The following is a 22,741-nucleotide window of genomic DNA, read 5'->3' on the forward strand; positions in this document are numbered from 1 at the left end:
ATTATATCACTTACGTTTTTTGCGGATGAAGGGGTATAATAAAAGCATGAGCAAGAATAAGACGCACACATTCGGAATTAGTTGGTGGATTGGTTTGGTTTTATTTGCGGGGATGATTTGTTTGATGTTGGGCGATATTTTACATCGAGATGGCGTAATTGGCTCAAAAACTGATGTTCTGGTGATGGGTACGAATGCTGGATTTAAGCCGTTTGAATATATTGATGACAATCAAGTGGTTGGCTTTGACGTTGATCTGGCGAGGGAAATTGCTAAAAGCTTGGGTAAAGATTTGAAGGTCGAAGACATGTCGTTTGACGGGCTACTTCCGGCGCTGGATAGTGGGCAAATTGATATGGTGGCGGCTGGAATGACAGTGACACCTGAGCGAGAAAAAAATGCGTTGTTTTCAGATCCGTATTATTCGGCTTCACAGAGAATAATTGTTAAAAAGGGCAGTCCGATTCGTAATAAATATCAATTGCCAGGGCGAAAAATTGGTGTACAGCTGGGCACGACTGGCGATACTTTGGCGTCTAAAATTGCTGGCGCATCAGTCACACAATTCCAAACTGCGCCGAGTGTTTTGCAGGAGTTAAGTTCGGGAAAAATTGAAGCAGTTATTCTGGACGACGCTCCCGCAAAACAGTACTCGGCTGGATTTTCTGACTTAGAAATCTTGCCGGGCGCGCTCAGCGATGAAAGTTATGCGATTGCTATTAAAAAGGATAATAAAGACCTCTTGGAGAAGGTTAATAAAGAAATTGCCAAGATGAAAAAAGATGGCCGCTATGAAAAATTAATCCGCAAATATTTTGGCGAGGAGGCTAAATCGTGAATTTTTGGGAAGTGATTTTTGGCGGCGGTCGATGGCTATTTTTATGGCACGGCTTAGAAGTGACGCTGGTTTTGACCGTGTTGTCGCTTATTTTAGGATCGGCAATTGGTGTGCTTGTCGCCCTGATGCGTACGTCGAATTTACGACCATTTGGCAGGATGAAAACAAGTAGGTTGTCGAACTTTAATCCGCTGGCTAGTTTGGGAAAAATTTATGTCGATATTATTCGCGGCACGCCACTTTTGGTCCAGCTATTGATTATGTATTACGTCGTTTTTGGGTCGTATCAATTTATGCCAAAGATTTTTGTGGCGGCGGTGGCGTTCGGGATAAATAGCGGCGCGTACATCGCTGAGATTATTCGTGGCGGAATTCAGAGTATCGATAAGGGACAAGTGGAAGCGGCTAGGTCTTTGGGTCTGAGTAATTGGCAGGCAATGCGGCTGGTTATTTTGCCGCAAGCGATGAGAAATTCATTACCGGCGTTGATTAGTGAATTTATCGCGCTATTAAAGGAAACTTCGGTTGTTGGTTGGATTGGTCTGAATGATATTATGCGAGGTGCGGACAATATTCGTTTTCAGACGGCGACAGCTTTTCAGTCGCTATTTGCCGCTGCGGCAATGTACTTAATTTTGACGGCGATTTTTACGCGAGTAATGGCGCGAGTAGAAAGGAAATTGAAACATGACGATGATCAGCGTTAAAAACTTGAAAAAAACGTTCGGCACGAATCGAGTTCTTCGCGATATTGATGTGGAAATTGAAGAAGGCGAGATTGTCGTGGTGGTTGGCTCGTCTGGTTCTGGCAAGTCGACGTTCTTGCGTTGTCTGAACTTGCTGGAGGAGCCGACTTCGGGTGAGATTATTGTTGATGGAATAAAAATTACTGATCCACACGTGAATTTGAATGCGTTGCGGCAGAATATTGGCATGGTTTTTCAGCAATTTAATCTGTTCCCGAATTTGAACGTGATTGAAAATATTAAATTAGCTCCGAAAAAACTGCGTAAGTTTTCAGATCAAAAAGCGACAAAATTGGCGCGAAGTTTATTGGATGATGTTGGGTTATTGAATAAAGCGGATGCTTCGCCGAATAGTTTATCTGGCGGTCAAAAACAGCGAGTGGCAATTGCGCGGGCGTTAGCGATGGAGCCGAAAATTATGCTTTTTGACGAGCCGACTTCAGCGCTGGATCCAGAGATGATTGGCGAAGTTTTGGATGTTATTAGGAAAGTTGCCAAAAAGGGAATGACGATGGTGATCGTGACGCACGAGATGAAATTTGCCCGTGAAGTCGGCACGCGGATGATTTTTCTGGATAAGGGAGAAATAATCGAAAATGGCACGCCAGCCCAGGTAATGGATCACCCGAAAACTGAACGTGCCAAAAAATTCTTCGCTAAATAGTCTAAGCGGCCCAGCTATAATTCGCTTAGAACTGGAACTTCTGTCAATTTGTTAACTAGCTGGTCCAGATCAACCTCTGTCAGATAACTCGGTAAAATTCGCGTGGTTTTCGGATCAACAAAGCCGCACTTGGCTACTTCCTTGACGCCGTGCGATGTTTGCTCCAGGTCAATATGCTGGTAATCTTGCCAGTTGGTGATGAGGAAGAAAAATTCCAATTGCTCGTTCGGGCCATGCGCCGATTGTTCGCCTGATTCGGCGAATTGTTGTATAAATAACAACTTACCGATTTCTGGCTCAACACCAGTTTCTTCAATCATTTCTCGGCGTAGACCATCCAGCAAGCTTTCGCCCATTTCCAAGCCACCGCCCGGCGTACACCAAAAATTACGCCCTTTGCCGGTGTTTGCGGTTAATTTTTGGCAGAAAATTTCGCCCTTATTGTTGATAATAATTCCGCGTACGTTTACTCTTCGTCGCATAAAACCTCCTTTGATTGCTAATAGCCAGAGGTTCAATTAAGCTGAACGTACGCCCAATAATTTCATGGTCGGGGTGACTGGATTTGAACCAGCGACCTCACCGTCCCGAACGGTGCGCGCTACCGAGCTGCGCCACACCCCGACGCTAAAAACAGTATAAAACTAACAGATATTTTTGTCCAATTGTAATTATTAAAATGAAATCAACTAGTCCTAAAATGATATAATATAAGGTGGACTTAGAGCGTAAAGGACTATAAATGAAACATATTTTACGAATTTTTAGAGACTATTGGTTGCTGTTTATTATCTTGATTGGATTCACGTATGGCGTTGTGATGGCGAATTTGTGGCTGCCAGATAAAATGTCGGAAATTGTCAATAACGGCATTATTAAACAAGATATGTCGGCGATTTGGAATAATGGCTTGATGATGATTTTGGTGACGGCGGCTGGTGGTTTTTGTTCAATTGTCGTGGGTTTTTTGGCGGCGCGAATTGCTACGGGAATGGCGCAAAAATTGCGATTGAAATTGTTTGAACGAATAGAAAGTTTTTCTTTGGCGGACTTTAATAAGTTTTCTACGGCGTCGCTGATTACGCGCTCAACGAATGATATTCAGCAGATTCAAACAACGTCAATAATGCTGCTGAGACTGGCGTTAATGGCACCGATTATGGCAATTGGTGGTCTGCAAAAAGCCATGAATAACGCGCCGGATCTGAGCTGGATTATCGCTTTGGCGGTGTTTGTTTTGCTCGTAGTTATCGCTACACTATTTACGATTGCCGTACCTAGGTTTAAGAAATTGCAGACTCTGGTGGATAAACTTAATTTGGTGGCGCGGGAAAATTTGGTTGGACTAAAAGTTATTCGTGCGTTCCATAACGAGAAGATTGAGCAGAAAAAATTCCAAGAAGCTAACACGGAATTGAATAAGATGAATTTATTTGTGAACCGTTTGATGATGTTGCTTGATCCGATTATGACTTTAGTGATGAACTTTTCGAGTGTGGCAATTGTGTGGTTTGGCGCGCATTTGATAAGTAGTGGCAATTTGCAAATTGGTAATATGATGGCATTTTTGGAATACGCGATGCAGGTGATAATCTCGTTCTTGTTGCTGTCGATGGTGTTTATTATGGTGCCGCGAGCCGCCGTATCGGTGCGCCGAGTCGGAGAAGTTTTGGATACTTTGCCGTCGATTACTAACCCGAAGTCGCCGAAAAAATTACCAAAAGATGCCAAGGGAAAAATTGAGTTTAAGGACGTTACGTTTACTTATCCTGACGCGGATTTGCCGGTGCTTTCGGATATTAATTTTATAGCTGAACCTGGTCAGACAACGGCGTTTATTGGCAGTACTGGTTCGGGAAAGTCGACGCTGATAAATTTGATTCCTCGTTTTTATGATGTTTCGGCGGGGCAGATTTTGCTTGATGGCGTTGATATTAGAAATCTGAAATTAGAAGATTTATCTAGTCAAATTGGTTACGTGCCACAAAAAGGTGTGCTGTTTAGCGGGACGGTTGCTAGTAATATCAAATACGGCAACGCTGAGGCTAGTGATAAGTTGGTCGAAAAAGCGGCCAAAATTGCCCAAGCGGAAGAATTTATTAGCGAGTTAAAAAATGGTTATAAAAGTGAAATCGCTCAGGGCGGCGGCAATGTTTCTGGTGGTCAGCGCCAGCGTTTGTCGATCGCGAGGGCTATTGCGGTTGAGCCGAATGTTTACATTTTTGACGATTCGTTCTCGGCGCTTGATTTTAAGACGGACGCGAAGTTACGGGCTGCGCTTGCAAAGGAAACTAAGAATAAAACTGTGCTAATTGTCGGTCAGCGAATTAATACGATTATGAATGCCGATAAAATTATTGTGCTTAACGAGGGAAAAATTGTTGGTCAGGGAGCGCATCAGGAATTGATGAAAGATTGCGAAGTTTATCAAGAAATTGCCGCTTCGCAACTCTCGGAAGACGATTTGCAGAAAATGTCTATTGCTGCGAAAGGAGCGTTGTAATGTCTAGGCAAACCACGAAAAAGCGACAGCAAGTACGAATGGGCGGCCCGATGGGCGGAATGGGCACTGGCGAAAAGGCTAAAGATTTCAAGGGAACGGTCAAGAAGCTAATTAAATATTTGTCGGATTTTCGATGGCAAATGTTGATGGTGCTGGTTTTTGCAATTGGGAGCACGATTTTTGCGATTGCCAGCCCGAAGATTTTAGGCAGCGCGACGAATCAAATTGTTGATGATTACGCCAATATGAAAGCCTACGAGGCGATCACTAGTAAATTGCCAAAAGGTGCTTCTTTGTCAGCGGGAACTACTGGCGCGGACGTTTTGAGTCGATTGCCGAATAAGTCGGAGATTGAAAAACAGATTCCGTCCAGTCAACTTGAGTCGATTAAAAAGCTAGATCTTAGTCGCCGTCCAGAATTTCATTTTGACACTATTTGGCGAATAATTATTTTGTTAGTTGGAATGTATGTGTTGAGCGCAATTTTTCGCTATATCCAAACGTGGATAATGACTCAGGTGACGCAAACCGTAACTTTCAGAATGCGACAACAATTGTCCGAAAAAATAAATTGCTTGCCGTTGAGTTATTTCGATAAGCAAACTTACGGCGAAGTTCTTAGTCGCATAACTAATGATGTCGATACGATTAGCCAAACACTAAATCAGAGTTTGTCGCAAATTGTAACTTCAACGGTTACGGTGCTGGGGATTTTGGTGATGATGTTTTCGATTAGCTGGCAAATGTCGCTAGTTGCGCTGTTGGTGCTTCCGTTGGCGGGTGGCGTGATTACGCTGATTGCAAAGAGCTCGCAAAAACAATTCTTACGCCAGCAAACGCAGCTTGGCGAACTTAATGGACACATTGAAGAAATGTATGGCGGACATCAAGTGATGCGGGTCTTTAATGGTCAGAAAAAATCGATTGCTAAGTTTTCTAAGATCAATAATCGGCTTCAGGATAGTGCTTGGAAGGCTCAATTCTTTTCTGGATTGATTCATCCGATTATGAATTTTATCGGCAATATTGGCTACGTTGCTATGACAATTTTGGGCGGTTGGCTGGCGATTAATGGTCGGCTAAAAATTGGCGATATTCAGGCGTTTATTCAATACGTCGATCAGTTCAATCAGCCGCTGGTTCAGGTTGCTAATATTGCTAATATTCTGCAATCGACAGCCGCTGCCGCTGAGCGAGTGTTTGAGTTTTTGGATGAGCCAGAAGAAGCGGTTGAATCGAATAACTTGGTAAAATTGTCTAACGTAAAAGGCGAAGTTGAATTCGATAACGTCGTCTTTGGTTATAAGACAGGCCAGACTATCATTAAAGGTTTGTCGGCGCACATTAAGCCAGGTCAGCGCGTAGCGATTGTTGGTCCGACTGGCGCTGGAAAAACGACGCTGGTTAACTTGCTAATGCGATTTTATGAGATCAATAGTGGTTCGATTAAGATTGATGGCGTGGATATTCGTAAGATGAAACGTAGCGATGTGCGTCAAATGTTTGGCATGGTGCTGCAAGATACGTGGCTGTTTAATGGCACGATTCGTCAGAATTTGATGTATGGCAATCCAAAAGCTACCGAGGAAGAGATGATAAAAACCGCCAAAGAAGCGCATGTTGATCATTTTGTGCGGTCGCTATCGGGCGGCTATGATATGGTCTTGGGCGAGGAGGCTGCTAACATCTCCCAGGGAGAAAAGCAGCTGCTGACAATTGCCAGGGCAATGTTAGAAAAAGCGCCGATGTTGATTTTGGACGAAGCGACAAGCTCAGTTGACACACGCACCGAAGTCCTTATCCAAAAAGCCATGGATAAGTTGATGCAGGGAAAAACTAGTTTTGTTATTGCGCACCGTTTGAGCACCATTCGCGACGCCGATTTGATTTTGGTGGTTAAGGACGGGAATATTATCGAGCAGGGCAATCACGAAACTCTGCTGAAGCAAAATGGATTTTACGCCGAGCTTTACAATAGTCAGTTTTCTGAGTAGCTGTCTGCTACTTTTTACATAGTGATATTTTTGTAGCTTCTGGTATGTGTAAATCGAAATCAATATCAGTTTTCTGGACAATTTCATAATAAGGCGGAATTGATGGGTTTTCCGGAAGTTCAATTATTTTTCCATCATTAAATAATTGTCCTTGTCTGTAGACATTGTGAATAGACGGCACATTTGGCTTTACTTTTCTTAAGCGATATAGCGCTGATTTATGTTGCATTTCGCCATTTTTAATGACTTCAGGTTGCGTGTGCCATTGTCCCATAATACATAATGTTGGTAGAGAGCTGTCAATTCCGAGGATATTTTTAGCTAGCTGTTTTTCTCGTTCCTGCGGGCTTGGTGATATGATGGCGTCCTCATCTAAATTGTCAAAAAATGTATCAATAAAAATAAGTTCTTTAAGTTGGTTTTGCTGCAGGAGGATTGCTATCGTTTTTATCATTTCAAGAGATAAAATGCTCGAATCAAAAAGGTCTTCATCAACTAAGGAAAAATCGTAAGAGCCGGTCTTTACTGAATTGATGAAGTTGAGTACAGCAGAGCTGACCTCAATAGCTAATCGTTTTACGCCAAGTTTCTTAACCAGAGTATAGATGATGTCGGAATTTTCTTTAATGCCGTGGATTTCGCCGTATACAATTATGTTTGATTTTCGCAATGTGGATTGAAACGAGCTTAATTGTTTTATATCCAGCTGTTTCGGTAAAAATGTTTTGATAATATCGTGATTATTCATAGGTGCTAATTGATAGTTTACTTCATAAAACTGTAAATATATAGGGCTGCGTCGTTGATAAATTTGGCGAACTATTTATAATTAAGTCATGAATATCGCAGACCAACTCCTCACTAAATACCCGATCATTTCTGACCAAGTCGATATAAAAGAGCTTGGCGCGCTTTTAAGAGAATTGGAAAAAACTCTACGTCGTGGCGCCACTGGAAACATTGTGGAGTTTGGTTGTTATGTCGGCACAACTAGTTTGTTTATTCGCCGATTGCTGGACGCTTATGATTTTACGGGCGAGTTTCATGTTTACGATTCGTTTGCGGGATTGCCAGAAAAAACCCAGAAGGATAATAGCGCTGCGGGTGATCAATTTAAGGCTGGCGAGTTATTAGCGCCGCGTAAGACGTTTGTCCAGAATTTTAAGAAGGCGGGATTGAAGTCGCCGATTATTCATAAAGGCTGGTTTTCCGATTTCACTTCTGATGATGTGCCGGAAAATATTATGTTTGCGTTTTTTGATGGCGATTTTTACGAGTCAATTGTCGATTCTTTTCGGGTTTGTGAAAGTAAGTTTAACGAAGACGCGATAATTATTGTCGATGACTACGCAAATGAAGCTCTGCCGGGCGCCGCAAAAGCCACTGATGAATGGCTGAAAGTTAATCGACAATTCACGGTCAGGACTGAAGCTAGTCTGGCAATTATCTCCTCTTGCTCAAAAACATAAACGTGTTACAATTAAAACATCACTAATATAAACAGGGGAGGGTTGTGATGGACGAACCAATTCACATCACGTCTGAAATAGGAAAACTTAAGACCGTTCTATTGCATCGGCCAGGTGAAGAGCTGGAGAATTTGACGCCAGACTATCTGACCGATCTTTTATTTGACGATATTCCATATCTGAAAGTGGCGCAGGCTGAACACGATGCTTTTGCGGAAGCATTGAGAAGTCGTGGAATCGAAGTTCTGTATCTGGATCAATTGGTCGCTGAGGCAATTAACACAGATCAACTGCGTGAACAATTTGTCGATGAAATGTTGGCTGCTTCTAAGCAGGATTCACGCCGTGTTACTCAAACATTGCGTCAATTCTTGTTGGACTTGCCGACTCACGCTATGATTCGCAAGATTATGGCTGGTGTTCGCAAGGATGAAATTACCTTGCCTCCAGACCAGCATCAGCAACTTCATAATATGATCGAGAAAAATCGTTATCCGTTCTATCTCGATCCGATGCCAAACCTATACTTTACACGCGACCCGGCTGCCGCAATTGGTAACGGTTTGACAATCAACAAGATGCACTGGACGGCTCGTCGTCGTGAATCGCTATTTATGCGCTACATCATCGACCACCATCCACGTTTTGCTAATCGTGCGCCAGTTTGGTACAACCGCACAGAGAAGTTCTCGATGGAAGGTGGTGACGAATTAATATTAAGCGATAAGGTTATGGCAATTGGTGTTTCAGAGCGAACAACTGCTGAGGCAATTGAAAAGATGGCAACGAAATTGTTTGCTGGCTCGAAATTCGAGAAAGTCATCGCTATGGAAATTCCAAAATCTCACGCCTTTATGCACCTAGACACCGTGTTTACGATGATTGATCGTGATAAGTTTACAATTCACCCAGAAATTCGCGACCACGGCGGCAGGATGAATTGTTTCATTTTGGAGAAGGTTGAAGGTCAGCCATTCCCACGAATCACGCATGAAACAGACCTGGAACACGTCTTGAGAGTTGCGTTGGGCTTACCAAGTGTTACGCTGATCGAGTGTGGTGGTGGCGATCCGATCGCTGCTGCTCGCGAACAGTGGAATGACGGTTCAAACACTTTGGCAATTGCGCCGGGTGTTGTGGTGACTTACGATCGCAACTACGTAACTAACCAGAAATTGCGCGAAAACGGTATCGAAGTTATTGAAATTAGTGGCGCTGAGCTTGGACGCGGTCGTGGCGGTCCACGCTGTATGAGTATGCCGCTAGTACGAGAGGATGTATTCTAATGGCTCAGAGTTTGAAAGGACGATCGCTACTGACTTTGAGCGATTATACCGCTGAAGAGATTCGCTTGTTATTGGACACGGCTCGTGAATATCGTCGATTGAAATATGCCGGCATTCCGCACCGAATTCATGAGGGTAAAAACGTGGCTTTGCTATTCGAAAAGGCTTCAACACGAACGCGCTGCGCATTTACAGTAGCTGCTAATGACCTTGGAGTTGCGCCGGAATACCTCGGTAAAGATGATATTCAATTGGGCAAGAAAGAGACGGTTGAAGACACTGCCAAGGTTTTGGGACGAATGTTTGACGGAATTGAGTTCCGTGGCTTTGATCACGCGACTGTTGAGGAATTGGCGCGTCACGCTGGCGTTCCAGTGTGGAATGGATTGACCGATAAGTTTCATCCAACACAGATTTTGGCAGACTTCATGACAATTGAAGAGCATGTTGGAAAATTGAAGGGGACTAAGTTGGTATTTGTTGGCGATGGTCGCAACAATATGGCGAACTCGCTGATGATCGGTTCAGCTATTATGGGACTTGATTTCCGCATTTTGGCGCCTCGTGAATTGCATCCAGATCAGGCTTTGGTTGATAAAGCAAATCATTTTGCCAGGTCAAGTCATGCACGCATTACCATCACTGACAACTTCGAAGAAGCTTTGCGCGGTGCTGACGTTATTTACACGGACGTTTGGGTTTCAATGGGTGAAGAAGACAAGTTTGCTGAGCGCATTAACCAATTGCGACATTTCCAAGTTAATCGCCAAATGATTAACTTGACAGGAAATCCTGAGGTCAAGTTTATGCACTGTTTGCCAGCATTCCATGACGCATTGACAATTACTGGAAAGAAGATTCAGGAAGATTTCGGTTTAGATTCAATGGAAGTGACGGATGAAGTGTTCCGCTCGCCACATTCGATAGTTTTTGATCAAGCGGAAAATCGTATGCATACAATCAAGGCTGTGATGGCTTTGACATTGTAGTTGTTGTCGTAATAAGGAGGTTAAGGAGGCTCCGAGGCAATGGTAGAAAAAATTAAAAAAGCAAAGCAGAAGCTTCGATCACCGTCGGCGTTTACTATTTTGTTTGTCGTGATCATCGTTATGGCGGCATTGACGTGGGTTGTTCCTTCTGGACTATATAAGACAAACGAAGATGGCGATCGTATAGCTAATTCGTATCACGTAGTCGACAAAGAGCGAACCGTTACGGAAGAAAAAGACGGTAAAAAGGAAGAGGTCAAAAAGCACGACCAGCAGGGTTTGTGGGACGTCTTCACCGCACCTATTAAAGGTATGTCAGATAAGCTTGATGTCATCGTCTTCGTGATGGTGCTTGGTGGATTCTTAGGCGTCACCATGAAAACTGGTGCGCTTGACGCTTCTCTTGGCGCGCTACTCCGAAAGATGAAGGGCAAGGAAAAGTGGCTCATCCCGATTCTGATGATTTTATTCGCTATCGGTGGTACTACTTACGGTATGCAAGAAGAAACTGTGGCGTTTTACGCACTAGTTATACCAATGATGATTGCTGCTGGCTATAACGCCATGACTGGTGTGATGGTGATTGTGTTGGGTGCCGGTACTGGTGTGCTCGGCTCGACAATCAACCCATTCTCTACTGGTGTTGCAGCAAAAACCGCAGACGTGAAATTGGGTAGCGTTATTCCAATAATGTCTATTATCTTAGTACTTTGTTTGATTGCCGCGATTATCTTTACTATGCGTTACGCCGCAAAAGTTAAGGCCGGCAAATACAAAGAAGATGTTCGCTACAAGCCAGCTACGGCTGCTCTCGACATGACAAACGTACCAAAATTCACTGGTCCACGAAAAGTTGTTATGTCTGTGTTTGCTATTACATTTGTGTTAATGATCCTTTCCTTGATTCCATGGGGAAGTTGGAATATCACATTCTTCGCTGATATGTTTGAATGGGCTGCAGGTTTGCCAGTTATTGGCGCGGTACTTGGCGTAGTCCACAGTGCAGCCTTTGGTGATTGGTATTTCAATGAAATCACCGCACTATTCCTAATTTCAACAATTGTCATAACCGCAATTTACTACAGAGAATTTAAGAAAGAGGGTGTTTTCCCAGTTGATACATTTATCGACGGTGTGAAAGATATCTTGCCAGTTGCTTTGATTATCGCAGTAGCAACAGGTGTTTCTGTAGTGATGACTAACGGTGAAATCCAGGACACAATCATCAGCTGGGGTGAATCTCTCCTGAAAGATGCTGGTGGTGGTGTTGTCGGTGTGTTGGCGTATCTATTCTACTTGCCAATGTCATTTATCGTTCCGTCATCATCAGGTTTGGCGGCAGCAACTATGCCGGTTATTGCGCCAATTGCTGATTTGGTCAACTCAAGCAAAGAAGTTATGGTTGCTGCATTTGCAACAGCGTCTGGATTGATCAACATGATGGCTCCAACTATCGCGTCGTTGATGGGTGGATTGGCTTTGGCTGGTGTTTCATATCGCGACTGGCTAAAGCGCTCAGCTCCAATTATGGCGATATTTGCTATCATCAGCATCACAGTTATTGCAATTTTCGGAGCACTGTAGCCTATGGATAAGAAGCGTACTATTGTAGTAGCGCTCGGTGGTAACGCCCTGCAACGGCAGGGCGAGGCCGCGTCTGAGCAACAGCAACGAGTAGCCGATGAAACGGTTCGACAACTTTTACCGTTAATCCAAGCCGGTCATAACGTAGCAATTGTTCATGGCAATGGTCCTCAGGTTGGCAATATCGTGTTGCACGAAGAGGCGATTAACACGCCAGATGTGCCAAGCTTGCCACTGGAAGATTCTGGCGCTATGAGTCAGGGGTTGATTGGCTTTTGGTTGCAACAGGCTTTTCATGACGCCTTTATGGTTAATCAAATGAACAATCGCGCTGTTAGCGTTATAACTCAAACGATTGTTAGCTTAAGTGATCCAGCATTCCAAAATCCAACCAAGCCAATTGGTCCGTTTTATTCGGAAGACGAGGCGAAAACCGTCGCTAGCGAGCGCGGCTACACGGTAAAAGAAGACGCTGGCCGTGGTTGGCGTCGTGTCGTTCCTTCACCGAAACCTCAGACAATTGTCGAGGCTGATGTGATTAAGGCGTTGGTTCATGCTGGTGTGACAGTCGTTTCAACTGGCGGCGGCGGTATTCCTGTTCTGCAAGATGAAACTGGTCAATTAAAGGGCGTCGCTGCGGTTATTGATAAGGACTTCGGCGCGGCAAAATTGGCAGATCTTTTGGACGCCGATACTTTGCTGATTTTGACTTCGGTTGATGCTGCTAAAATTAATTTTGGCAAACCAGATGAACAATCTCTTGGGGAAGTTTCAATAGAAGAGCTTCAAAAGCATATTGACGATGGGCAATTTGCGGCAGGTTCAATGTTGCCAAAAACTCAGGCTGCCTTGTCGTTCCTGGACGGAAAGTCGGGGCGTACGGCGATTATTACTTCGCTGGATAAAACCGCTGAAGCCATTAGCGGCTCGGCAGGCACGATAGTCAAATCGTAATAAAAATCAAGAAGTTCCTGTGAATGGCGCAGGAGCTTCTTGTGTTTATATATGTTTTATTTTATAATATGAAATTATGTTGCAATATCTTCGTTCAACAAATAGTGATTCAGTAATTAGTCCGCAAGAAAATTTGCGGTCTGGTTCGTGGGTGCGTTGCGAAAGACCGAGCGACGAAGAGGTTTCGCAATTGTTGACGCTGGGCTTGGACGAGGATTTGATAAGTGACGCGCTTGATCCACACGAGGTGCCACGTATTGAGTTTGATGATGAGTGGACTTATTTGATTGCGCGGCTGCCGGACACTGACGACGATTTTAACGATTTTACCACGCCGATTTTATTCTGCATTAATAAAGATCATATCGTGACGTTGTCTAGAGATAGTTTGGGGCGATTGTGGCAGCCATTTATTGATAAAGTGCGGATTAGGACGGATCGACAAGTTGAGCTTTTGGTGGCGATGGTTGAGGCAATTTCAACGCAATATCAGCGGCGTGTGGCAACGATTAATCGCCAGATGCGAGCGGCTACAGATAGTATTCATACGCTGAGGGTTAATGATATTGCCACTCTGGCGGAGTATGAGCGTAAATTGAATGATTATCTTGACGCGTTAATTCCGATGAACTGGGCAATTGAGAGGCTTCTGGCGACTCAGAAGCTGCGACTGAAAGCTGATGACAAGGAAGACGTTGAGGATATTTCGATTGATTTGGAACAGGTGATTGCGCGCTGTAAAAGTTTGTTGAGGACGATTACTAATGTGCGCGACAGCTATAGGGCGGTGATGGATACGCGTCTTAATGAGACGATTCGCCTGCTAACCGTAATTACCGTAGCCTTGACTATTCCGACGATGATCGCTGGTTTGTATGGTATGAACGTGCCGGTTCCAGGTGCTGATAATCCATTGATGTTTTGGGCGATTACCGCGATCAGTGTAGTGCTGGCGTTTGTTGTGGGCTATTATTTCCTGCGTCGCCGATAAAGTTTAATTGCAATTCGACAGATTGCTAATATCGCTTGTGTATATTATAATTTTCTTATGATGGTGGGCTACTTTGAGCGTAGATCGTTGACTGAAAAGTTGACGCAAGCTCAACGAATGCATAAAAACGGTTGGATCAATTTGACCGGGAGTCTTGATGCTACTCGAGTTTCAAAGGCTTTGTCGCTGTCTGCTAATATTGTCCGTGACGTACTAGACATCCACGAATTACCTCGAGCGGAGTTTTCTGATGGTGTTGAATATATTTTTACACGCATACCATTTGGTCAAACTGATTCTGGTAAAACGGCACCGTTTTTGATTGCAATTAGCGGCGGTCATTATATTACAATATCGCCTCATGTTAAATTTTCACCCCTGGAGGTTAGCGATTATTTATTTAGCACAACCGAGCGTCCAGCGGGAGTTTTTGCTGCGAATTTGGCGTATATTATTTCTCAATATGAACAACGCGTGCATTTGTTAACGGAGCAAATTAGCGATGCTCGTCGGCGACTAAGTCGTCATGAAGTTGAGAATTCGGATTTTATTAAATTTGTCGCAATTGAAGACACGCTCAATGAATATCGAAGCAGTTTGGAAGGTATATCTCGTGTTATAACACAACTGATGGAAAATCGTCGCCACTTATTTAAGACTAGGGACCTGGAGGCTTTGGAGGATGTTGATCTACACATTAGACAAGTTCTAGTGGCAATCAGTTCCAGTACGCACACAATTTCCAGTATTCAAAATGCTTATTCGACGGTTGCTAATAATACGCTGAACCAACGTATGAAGGCATTGACCGCCATAACAATTCTTCTGGCTATTCCAAACGTTTTTTACGGAATGTATGGAATGAATATCGCGTTGCCATTCCAGGGAGAGCCTTGGGCATACCCTGTTATCACCAGTTTTACGGTGTTGTTGATTTTACTTGTTATGTTTGTTGCTAAGCGACTCCGCTTATTCTAATATAGATATAATAAGCATTTTCAAAATGTTTTTGCTTGACGTGCCAATAAACGTTTGGTAACATTGTTAGCATGTCTCGCGCCGAAGCATTAAATTGCTGATATTAAGTAATAAAGGTCGAAGCGCGTGGGGCTGCACATAAATAAGGAGTGCAAAAAACACATCATGCCAATCCTAATCAAATTTGTGCCATCAAGGCGCAAAAAGATCGCGGTGGATGTGGTGCCTGCCGAATGGCAAACATACATAGCACAATAAAAAGTGCAGTCGCTCCAACTATAGAATAGGGACGACTATAAACAAATCCCGCTCCAAGGCACCGGAGCGGGATTTTGGTTTGTGTGAAAATGTGTTAATCTTTTACTTCAACGCCAGCTTTTTTCAAGGCTTCCTTGACTGATGATTCAATTGAGCCAGAACTGTCCATCTCGGTATTTTTTCCATTTATGTAGAAAGTTGGTGTTGCGGCAACGCCGTGTTTGCGACCGAGAGCCATATCGAAGTCAATTTTATTTTTAACCTTGTTGCTGGCAATATCGGTTTTATATTGATCGATATTAAGCTTCAATTGTTCAGCATAAGATTTGAAGATGTTGTCGCGTTCTGTAGTGTTGGCACTTTTCCAAGCGTCCTGATTTGCATATAGAAGCTCATTCATTTCCCAGAATTTACCCTGCAGGCCAGCAGCTTCAGCTACGGCAGCGGCGGCTCGTGCGTTAGGGTGTGAGCTGGCAATTGGGAAATTACGGAAAATTAATCGAACGTGATCTTTGTATTTTTTAGCTAGCGCTTCAGCTTTTGGTGCAGCGGTGCCACAGCCAGGACATTGATAGTCGGCGTATTCGATAATTGTTACTTTGGCGTCTTTACTGCCAATTTCGTGATCTGTAATATTGCCATTTCTTGATTCTGCGCTGATAGTTGTGTTCAGTTGATCGTTATTGATATCGCTAATGTTTAGTCGATTTTGTGTCGAAATATAAACCATTCCACCAACAATCGCCACTACAATAATTGCGAAAATTATCCAGCTTTTCTTATTCATTTTACCTCCATTTACTCTAGTAAGTATAGCACGGAATGCGGTACAATAAAACTATGACGATTGTGCTAATTTTTGGATATTTGGTTACTTTGGCGGTTTTGTTGATAGTGCTGGGAGTTCAGCCGAAAACGTCTTCGCATAGTCAATTTGAGCTGCGGCGGAGAAGTGGACTAGGCGATGAAAAGGCTAAAATTCTTTTGCGGCAAAGAGAATTTTTACGAGATATTATTTCACTGCAGCGCGCCGTGGCTTCTTTATGCTTGGTAATTTTAAGCGCTATTAGCGTTTATTTGTTCAATTGGGCGGCTGGGCTCATTTTGTCAATTATAATAGCCCTGGAAATCGGAGCCGTTGCGCGAATTGGCTTGTGGCAGAAATACTCACAGCAACTTTATGAAAAATACGAACCGCTAATTTTAACGACAATTGAGCGACATCAAGTAATTTTGTCGCTAATCCGTTCGGTGTCGCCAGTGGTTGGTGATAGTCGGGTGATTGAATCGAAAGAAGAATTGCTGGAAATGGTGGCTCAATCCAGCGGAGCGATTTCATCTTCTGAGAAAAAGCTTATCATTAACGGACTGAAGTTCAACGATACGAAGGTCGAGGAAATTATGACGCCGCGAAGTATGATTGAATCGGTGTCTATGAATGAACTTCTCGGGCCGCTAGTACTTGATGATCTTCATAAAAAGGGGTATAGCAGATTTCCTGTCATTGACGGCGACATTGACCATGTTGTTGGAATGTTGAGGATTCAAGATTTGTTAACGATTGATCGCAAAGCAAAATCTCATCGTGCGGAAACGGTCATGAGCAAAGACGTCTATTATATTCGCGAAAATCAAACTCTGCAGCACGCCTTGGCTGCATTTTTGAAAACGCAGCATCACTTGTTTATTGTTGTAAATGAGTTTCGAGAAACAGTTGGTTTACTGAGTTTAGAAGACGTAATTGAAGCGCTATTGGGTCAGAAAATCATTGACGAATATGATGTTTATGGAGATCTCCGCAAAGCCGCTACGGCTAATCCGCAGAAAAATAATTTGCCCACAAAAACTCGTCGAGATGTTTAATTCTGGGAATTTGCCTAGATTATGCTATAATAACAGATATGAAAAATAGAATTTTGGCGGCAGAAACTTCTAAAAAAGTTGGTGAGAATATTACAGTTGCGGGCTGGGTTCATTCCAGGCGTGATCATGGCGGGTTGATTTTTATTGATTTGCGCGACCACACGGGTTTGGTTCAATTGGTTATTAACCCTGATAAAAAAGATGCTTTTTCTTTGGCGGAAAGCTTACGAGATGAGTTTGTGGTTCGTGCTAATGGCGTGGTTGCGGAGCGTGGCGAAGGTCTGAAAAATCCGAATATTGCCAGTGGTGATGTGGAAATTGTTGTGGACAATTTGGAGATTTTGAACCGAGCCGAAACTTTGCCAATTCAGCCATTTGCTGAAGATAATCAAGCTGGCGAAGAACTAAGATTCAAATATCGTTATCTTGATTTGCGTCGTCCAAAAATGCAAAATATGCTTAAAAAACGCGCCGAAATGTATCGTCGAATCCATGAATATATGGACAATCGAGATTTTATTGAAATTCAAACGCCAATTTTGGCTAATTCAAGCCCTGAGGGTGCACGTGATTTTCTGATTCCGAGTCGTTTGCAGGAAGGGAAGTTTTACGCCTTGCCACAAGCTCCACAGCAGTTTAAGCAGCTGCTGGTGGTTGGTGGCGTGCCGCGTTATTATCAGTTGGCGGCTTGTTTCCGTGATGAAGACCCGCGAGCAGATCGCTTGTACGGCGAGTTTTATCAGCTTGATTTGGAGATGAGTTTTGCTGAAAATGGCGAAGAGGTTCGTACTGAAGTTGAGCCTTTGATGAAGCAACTGGCAACTGATTTTGCTGGTAAAAAATTGTTGGATTTGAGCGATTTGGCGGTTGGTGATGGCAATTCAATTCCGCGAATTTCGTATCGCGACGCCATGGAAACTTACGGTTCTGACAAGCCAGATTTGCGATTTGGTATGGAATTGATAGAACTGACAGATGTGTTCTCTGGGACTGAGTTTGGCGTATTTAAAAATGCTGAATGCGTTAAGGCTATTTGCGTAAAAAATGGCGCAAGTTTGAGTCGCAAGCAAATTGACAATTTTACCAACATCGCTAAAAGCGAAGGTGCTGGCGGTTTGGCGTACATTACATATCAGGACGGCGAAGCAAAATCTCCAATTGCGAAATTCTTGAGTGAGAAGGAATTAGCTGACATCCAGCAGAAAACTGGTGCGGTTGATGGCGATGCAGTGTTCTTTGGCGCTGATTCTCGCTCGGTTGTTAACGCGGTATTGGGGCGCTTGCGTAATGAATTTGCCTCGCACTTTAATCTTAAGGATCCATCGGTCGTGGCGTTTGCTTGGATTATTGATTTTCCGTTTTACGAATGGGATGAGCGAAGTAAAAAACTTGACTTTGGGCATAATCCGTTCAGTATGCCAAAGGGTGGTTTGCAAGCTCTGGAGTCTGCTGAAACTGACGCTGAGAAATTATCCATTGTCGCCGATCAATTTGACATGGTGATGAATGGCTATGAGATTTGCTCTGGCGGTGTTCGTAATCATAATCCAGCAGTGCTATATAAAGTGTTCGGTTTGCTAGGCTTCAGCGAATCTTATGTTGAAGAAAAGTTTGGTGCTATGTTGGGTGCTTTCAAATATGGCGCTCCGCCTCACGCAGGATGTGCTTTTGGTGTTGATCGTATTTTGATGGAATTGACCGATGAGCAAAACGTTCGTGAGACTCTGGCGTTTCCAAAGAATGGCTCTGGTGTGGATGTGATGATGAATTCACCTTCAATTGTCGATCCCGCTCAGCTACGCGAATTGGGTTTGTGAGATTTAGCATTGAGTTCACGGGAGATGCTCGTAGGATGATGGACAATATTATTCTTCACATTCCTCACGCCTCGCTGTATCTACCGACCGATTTTTGGCGTGATATTACGGTAGGTAAAGAGATTGTCGAGAGAGAATTATGTTTCATCGCTGATTATAAAGTTGATGAGCTTGTTAAAAATATAGATAGTCATAAAATTATAGCTAAATATTCGCGACTATATTGTGATGTTGAGAGATTCCGCAGTGATGAGGATGAGCCGATGGCTAAGCTGGGTATGGGGGCAACTTATACGCATTTATCTGACGGTACGCAATATCGCAAGATAGGATCATCTCGACGCGAAGAAATTTTGAGCAAATCATACGACTTACATCACAAACAACTAAACACGTTGAGTAGGGAAATTGTTGATCAATATGGCTCGTGTGTGATTATTGATATTCATAGTTATAGCGACGAATTGGTGCGAAGATTGTTTGGCTGGACGGAGAATTTACCAGATATTTGCCTTGGCTATGATGAAAAATGGTTCAGTAAAGACAATGCATCAAAATTAAAAACATACATTGAAAGAATGGGATATAGTTGTGAATTAAATTATCCGTATTCTGGGGCGCTGGTTCCGATGGAATTTTATCACGATGAAAATCCAAAGATACAGTCGGTGATGTTGGAAATGAATAGGCGTGTCTATTTGAATGGTGGTGTGGTAAGCGAAAATGCTGCGTGTAATATAGATAAAATAATAAATTTTATCGCAGAAAATCTAAATCCTAATACCAAGCCACGCCGACAAAATGTCGCCCGCAAAGTAGGCTAGTCCTGCCGCAATTGCTCCAAGAAGTAGCGTGATGCCTGCAGACTGCCAAGGTGATTGTTTGCTGACTTTACCTTTGATGAAGCCGATTGCTAAGAACGTTGCCGCAGTTAGCGCCGAGCTGACATAGAATAATACCGCGTTTGGCGCTTTTAAGTTTGCAATTACGTCAATCAAATATGGCAATACTGGTACGCTACCAACCACCACGAAAGCTAAGAATGTTACTGCGCCTATGATCTTTGGGGATGAGCGTTTTTGGCTGTCGCGAACAGATTCTTCGTGTTCAGCGCTGGCTGCTAAATATGCACTAGAACCCATTGAGAATCCGTCGGCTATTAAATTAGCAATTCCTAATATAAGAATGACTGAACTGGATATTCCAGCTCCAGCTGAAGCCGCCACGACTGCAAATGTCGTTACTGTGCCGTCGACCGCGCCATAAACAAATTCCGGTATATATCGTTTGAAAAAATTTCGCATAACCATACCAGTTTATCATATTATTAACGATTAGCAGACATCTCTATTGACAATTTAATAAGCTTATGCTATAGTGAAATAGTTAGATTATCTAATACAAACAATTTAACAAGCATGCTAAAATAAACATAACAAATATAAACTTTTGCAGAAAGGTAAAGCGTGGAAGATATCCAAACAGCCATCGTTTTATTATCAGCCATCGTAGGATTGTTGTCGGTTATTATCGTAACGCTACTGGCAGTGGTTATCGCCTTGTTGGTAAGACTTAATACGGTCATGAAAAGCGTTAGTAAAATTACAACTAACGTAGCTAGTGCAACCGAATGGTTGTCGCCAACAAAAGTTTTCAGTGAACTATCAGGTTTATTTCGTAAAAAATAATTAAAAAAAGGAGTAATATATGAAAAAAGTTTTAGCAATTATCGGAGCAGTAGCAGCAGGTTTTACAGCTGGAATTTTAACCGCACCAAAGAGCGGTAAGGAAACAAGGAAAGACTTGAAGGATAAAGCTGTAAAATTGAAAGCCGACACTGAAAAAGTAGCTTGCAAAGCGACCGCTGCAGCTAAAGACAGCGTAGACTCATTGAAAGCTGGCTCTCAGAAAGTTGGAGACGCCGTAGTAGAAACCGCAAAAGATGTTAAGGGTAATGTCGAAAAACGTTTCAAGTAATATTTGACTCTATTCAAGAAGACGTGAGATAATATAAGTGATGAAAAAAGTTACTTTCTATCTCGCGTCTTTTTTGATTACTTCTAGTTTGTTAGTGACGCCACGGGCAGTTGAGGCTCAGTCTGTCGATACTACGGCTGATTCTGAGATTATAAAAACGCTTGATCGAAACTGTAGTTCCGTAAGAGTTGCTATTAAAAACATCCACACCAATGACGCTCTAACTAGAGTTAATGTTGGACAGAGATATAATTCTATTTCTACCAAACTTATGGCCAGGCTGAATGGTCGATTGGCGATTAATAAACTAGACAGCTCAAAGTTGGTGAATATTACTAATGAATTCGAGTCGACGAGACTTAAGTTTAATAGCAATTACAACGATTACGACACCGCGATGACCGATCTTCAGCGCGTAAATTGCTCTAATAACGTGGCGGACTATTATCAAAAATTGACCGTTGCTCGCGAGGCTCGTAATAAACTTTCTGAGGATGTGAAGATCTTGGATGAATTGTTAGTGAGATATAAAGAAGAAGTGCAAGTTATTAAAAATTCGTTGTCTGGAGGTTCTAATGAATAGAGCTAAGGAATTATTTCGTAGTTATAAATTCGCTACATTTATTGGGCTGACTATTGCGGCCTCAGTTTTACTAGTATCGATTGCGATGTTTATGTATTACAAGACTGACGCTTATCGATTGGATTTGAGTCGCCCAGAATACGCTTCTCGCCGCAACCAAATTAGCAAGGATGCGAATGAGAAAAGTCACGAATTTGACGCGCAAGGCTCAGTAGACAAGGATACGTTGAAGGAATTTTTGGGAATTTATGACAAAGAAGTAGAGAGTGTGAATAAAATCAAAGCGTTTTCTAATGATGTGTTAAGCGATAAAGAATTGGGTTTGTCTAATAATTAATTTTTTTTATCTTCTGGTTATTGAGGTTGGGGTCGGCAGAGTCGCTAGAAGAACTCCTTCACGATCAAAGTTCTGCAGTAGTCGATGTCGCATTTCAGAGGTAACAGACCATTGATCGGATGGCTGAGTTTTTCCGGCAATAATCAATTCCGTCCCTCGTCCGGTAATATCACCAACGGAAACGAATTTAGGCGGATCGATAATTTTCTTTTGCCAAGCCTTTTCTCTAGCCAATTCTTGACCAGTAGCGTTAATGATGTCTGTAACTGCAGAAATGTCGGAACTTGGGTCAATGTAAATGCTGAAGCGCGACATGCTATAGCCCATAGTTTTATTGATAACGTGCTGGATCGTACCATTTGGAACATAATGAACATTACCCTCGGAATCTCGTATAACAGTAGTGCGAGTACCAACTCTTTCGACGGTTCCAGCAGCTCCCATTACGTCAACGACATCGCCAACACGATATTGATTTTCGGCGATGATGAAAATACCAGACAAGAAGTCCTTAACGAGCGATTGAGCGCCAAATCCTAACGCCACACCGATTATACCAGCACTAGCGAATAGCGGCGATAAATCAAATAGGAATAGTTTATTGGCGACAATTGCGGCGACATAGAAAATTATAATAATTTGCCAGAAACTGCGAGTTAATTGGATGAGAGTTTTTTCGCGCTTTTCTATGTCTTTACGGTGCCAGGAACGATGTTTGGCGGTGGAGCGTATAGAATAATGTATAGTCCAAGATAATAAATATTTCCCCAGAAAATAAACAAAAACAGAGCCAATAATAATGCTGACTGTGTCGATAATGCGTTCACTAATTAGCCAGCCAAGGTTGTTGCCATGCAGCCATTGACCTAACGTAGAAGAATCCAAAAACTGTTTTATAAGCTTATCCATT

At 42.9% G+C, this 22,741-nt stretch carries 24 protein-coding genes and 1 tRNA gene; 19 read left to right on the forward strand and 6 right to left on the reverse strand.

The annotated features are described in order from the left end of the window. The first annotated feature begins 46 nt into the window (after positions 1-46). Genes LRM50_RS02730 through LRM50_RS02740 form a run of 3 tightly spaced genes read left to right on the forward strand, consistent with a single transcriptional unit; the run spans position 47 to position 2,248 of the window. A complete protein-coding gene (locus tag LRM50_RS02730) occupies positions 47-838 on the forward strand; it encodes a basic amino acid ABC transporter substrate-binding protein (RefSeq protein WP_243809776.1) in 792 nt (263 codons plus the stop codon). Further along, complete coding sequence (locus tag LRM50_RS02735; RefSeq protein ID WP_243809777.1) at positions 835-1,545, forward strand: amino acid ABC transporter permease; 711 nt, start codon at positions 835-837, stop codon at positions 1,543-1,545. Before LRM50_RS02730 ends, LRM50_RS02735 begins: the two co-directional genes overlap by 4 nt. Next, entirely contained in the window at positions 1,526-2,248 is a 723-nt protein-coding gene (locus tag LRM50_RS02740) for an amino acid ABC transporter ATP-binding protein (protein ID WP_275973372.1), read from the forward strand. Before LRM50_RS02735 ends, LRM50_RS02740 begins: the two co-directional genes overlap by 20 nt. A gap of 14 nt (positions 2,249-2,262) precedes the next feature. Here the strand turns inward: LRM50_RS02740 and LRM50_RS02745 are convergent, their stop codons facing one another. Continuing rightward, on the reverse strand, positions 2,263-2,730 hold the full coding sequence (locus tag LRM50_RS02745; protein ID WP_243809778.1) for an NUDIX domain-containing protein: 468 nt from the start codon (positions 2,728-2,730) through the stop codon (positions 2,263-2,265). A gap of 65 nt (positions 2,731-2,795) precedes the next feature. Beyond that, positions 2,796-2,872 (reverse strand) — tRNA-Pro (locus tag LRM50_RS02750). Positions 2,873-2,990: 118 nt separating this feature from the next. Between LRM50_RS02750 and LRM50_RS02755 the strand changes: the two genes are divergently transcribed. Both LRM50_RS02755 and LRM50_RS02760 read left to right on the forward strand, forming a co-directional pair. Next, on the forward strand, positions 2,991-4,751 hold the full coding sequence (locus tag LRM50_RS02755; RefSeq protein ID WP_243809779.1) for an ABC transporter ATP-binding protein: 1,761 nt from the start codon (positions 2,991-2,993) through the stop codon (positions 4,749-4,751). Then, a complete protein-coding gene (locus tag LRM50_RS02760; protein WP_243809780.1) occupies positions 4,751-6,745 on the forward strand; it encodes an ABC transporter ATP-binding protein in 1,995 nt (664 codons plus the stop codon). Before LRM50_RS02755 ends, LRM50_RS02760 begins: the two co-directional genes overlap by 1 nt. Positions 6,746-6,752: 7 nt before the next feature. Here the strand turns inward: LRM50_RS02760 and LRM50_RS02765 are convergent, their stop codons facing one another. Beyond that, complete coding sequence (locus LRM50_RS02765; RefSeq protein ID WP_243809781.1) at positions 6,753-7,493, reverse strand: hypothetical protein; 741 nt, start codon at positions 7,491-7,493, stop codon at positions 6,753-6,755. A gap of 88 nt (positions 7,494-7,581) precedes the next feature. Here LRM50_RS02765 and LRM50_RS02770 point away from each other — a divergent pair, with 88 nt between their 5' ends. The 7 genes from LRM50_RS02770 to LRM50_RS02800 all read left to right on the forward strand — a co-directional run bounded on the left by LRM50_RS02770 (position 7,582) and on the right by LRM50_RS02800 (position 14,996). Then, on the forward strand, positions 7,582-8,214 hold the full coding sequence (locus LRM50_RS02770; RefSeq protein WP_243809782.1) for a TylF/MycF/NovP-related O-methyltransferase: 633 nt from the start codon (positions 7,582-7,584) through the stop codon (positions 8,212-8,214). A gap of 47 nt (positions 8,215-8,261) precedes the next feature. Continuing rightward, positions 8,262-9,500, forward strand: a complete 1,239-nt coding sequence (arcA, locus tag LRM50_RS02775; protein ID WP_243809783.1) for an arginine deiminase — start codon at positions 8,262-8,264, stop codon at positions 9,498-9,500. Further along, entirely contained in the window at positions 9,500-10,489 is a 990-nt protein-coding gene (gene argF / locus LRM50_RS02780; protein ID WP_243809784.1) for an ornithine carbamoyltransferase, read from the forward strand. Before arcA ends, argF begins: the two co-directional genes overlap by 1 nt. Positions 10,490-10,528: 39 nt before the next feature. Next, positions 10,529-12,073: a YfcC family protein gene (locus tag LRM50_RS02785; protein ID WP_243809785.1), complete on the forward strand. Its 1,545-nt coding sequence runs from the start codon at positions 10,529-10,531 to the stop codon at positions 12,071-12,073. A gap of 3 nt (positions 12,074-12,076) precedes the next feature. Beyond that, positions 12,077-13,027 carry a carbamate kinase gene (gene arcC, locus LRM50_RS02790; protein ID WP_129743569.1) on the forward strand — a complete coding sequence of 317 codons (951 nt, stop codon included), beginning with the start codon at positions 12,077-12,079 and terminating at the stop codon, positions 13,025-13,027. A 76-nt stretch (positions 13,028-13,103) separates the two neighbouring features. Then, complete coding sequence (locus LRM50_RS02795) at positions 13,104-14,018, forward strand: magnesium transporter CorA family protein (protein WP_232736148.1); 915 nt, start codon at positions 13,104-13,106, stop codon at positions 14,016-14,018. 57 nt (positions 14,019-14,075) lie between these two features. Then, positions 14,076-14,996: a CorA family divalent cation transporter gene (locus tag LRM50_RS02800; protein WP_243809786.1), complete on the forward strand. Its 921-nt coding sequence runs from the start codon at positions 14,076-14,078 to the stop codon at positions 14,994-14,996. A gap of 352 nt (positions 14,997-15,348) precedes the next feature. On the opposite strand, the gene LRM50_RS02805 is transcribed toward LRM50_RS02800, so the two are convergent. Further along, on the reverse strand, positions 15,349-16,041 hold the full coding sequence (locus LRM50_RS02805; RefSeq protein ID WP_243809787.1) for a DsbA family protein: 693 nt from the start codon (positions 16,039-16,041) through the stop codon (positions 15,349-15,351). 53 nt (positions 16,042-16,094) lie between these two features. Here LRM50_RS02805 and LRM50_RS02810 point away from each other — a divergent pair, with 53 nt between their 5' ends. From LRM50_RS02810 to LRM50_RS02820, 3 genes are read left to right on the forward strand one after another with little or no spacing between them, the layout of a single operon-like run. Beyond that, a complete protein-coding gene (locus LRM50_RS02810) occupies positions 16,095-17,117 on the forward strand; it encodes a CBS domain-containing protein (protein ID WP_243809788.1) in 1,023 nt (340 codons plus the stop codon). A 38-nt stretch (positions 17,118-17,155) separates the two neighbouring features. Continuing rightward, a complete protein-coding gene (gene aspS, locus LRM50_RS02815; protein WP_243809789.1) occupies positions 17,156-18,934 on the forward strand; it encodes an aspartate--tRNA ligase in 1,779 nt (592 codons plus the stop codon). Positions 18,935-18,969: 35 nt separating this feature from the next. Continuing rightward, positions 18,970-19,758, forward strand: coding sequence for an N-formylglutamate amidohydrolase (locus tag LRM50_RS02820; RefSeq protein ID WP_243809790.1), 789 nt, complete (start codon positions 18,970-18,972; stop codon positions 19,756-19,758). On the opposite strand, the gene LRM50_RS02825 is transcribed toward LRM50_RS02820, so the two are convergent. Then, the gene (locus LRM50_RS02825) at positions 19,705-20,238 is read right to left on the reverse strand and encodes a VIT1/CCC1 transporter family protein (RefSeq protein WP_243809791.1); all 534 of its coding nucleotides are present in this window, start codon (positions 20,236-20,238) and stop codon (positions 19,705-19,707) included. The genes LRM50_RS02820 and LRM50_RS02825 overlap by 54 nt on opposite strands. Before the next feature lie 162 nt (positions 20,239-20,400). Here LRM50_RS02825 and LRM50_RS02830 point away from each other — a divergent pair, with 162 nt between their 5' ends. From LRM50_RS02830 to LRM50_RS02845, 4 genes are read left to right on the forward strand one after another with little or no spacing between them, the layout of a single operon-like run. Further along, positions 20,401-20,622, forward strand: coding sequence for a hypothetical protein (locus LRM50_RS02830; protein WP_243809792.1), 222 nt, complete (start codon positions 20,401-20,403; stop codon positions 20,620-20,622). A gap of 19 nt (positions 20,623-20,641) precedes the next feature. Then, entirely contained in the window at positions 20,642-20,911 is a 270-nt protein-coding gene (locus tag LRM50_RS02835) for a YtxH domain-containing protein (RefSeq protein WP_129744612.1), read from the forward strand. Positions 20,912-20,951: 40 nt separating this feature from the next. Further along, a complete protein-coding gene (locus tag LRM50_RS02840) occupies positions 20,952-21,494 on the forward strand; it encodes a hypothetical protein (RefSeq protein ID WP_243809793.1) in 543 nt (180 codons plus the stop codon). After that, positions 21,487-21,831 carry a hypothetical protein gene (locus tag LRM50_RS02845; protein ID WP_243809794.1) on the forward strand — a complete coding sequence of 115 codons (345 nt, stop codon included), beginning with the start codon at positions 21,487-21,489 and terminating at the stop codon, positions 21,829-21,831. The genes LRM50_RS02840 and LRM50_RS02845 overlap by 8 nt, the downstream gene beginning before the upstream one ends. Positions 21,832-21,837: 6 nt before the next feature. Here LRM50_RS02845 and LRM50_RS02850 read toward each other — a convergent pair whose 3' ends face one another. After that, positions 21,838-22,740 (reverse strand): mechanosensitive ion channel family protein, encoded by a 903-nt coding sequence (locus tag LRM50_RS02850; protein ID WP_243809795.1) that lies wholly within the window; start codon positions 22,738-22,740, stop codon positions 21,838-21,840. Position 22,741 lies beyond the last annotated feature (1 nt).

Source organism: Candidatus Nanosynbacter sp. TM7-053, from assembly GCF_022828375.1.
Classification (GTDB): domain Bacteria; phylum Patescibacteriota; class Saccharimonadia; order Saccharimonadales; family Saccharimonadaceae; genus Nanosynbacter.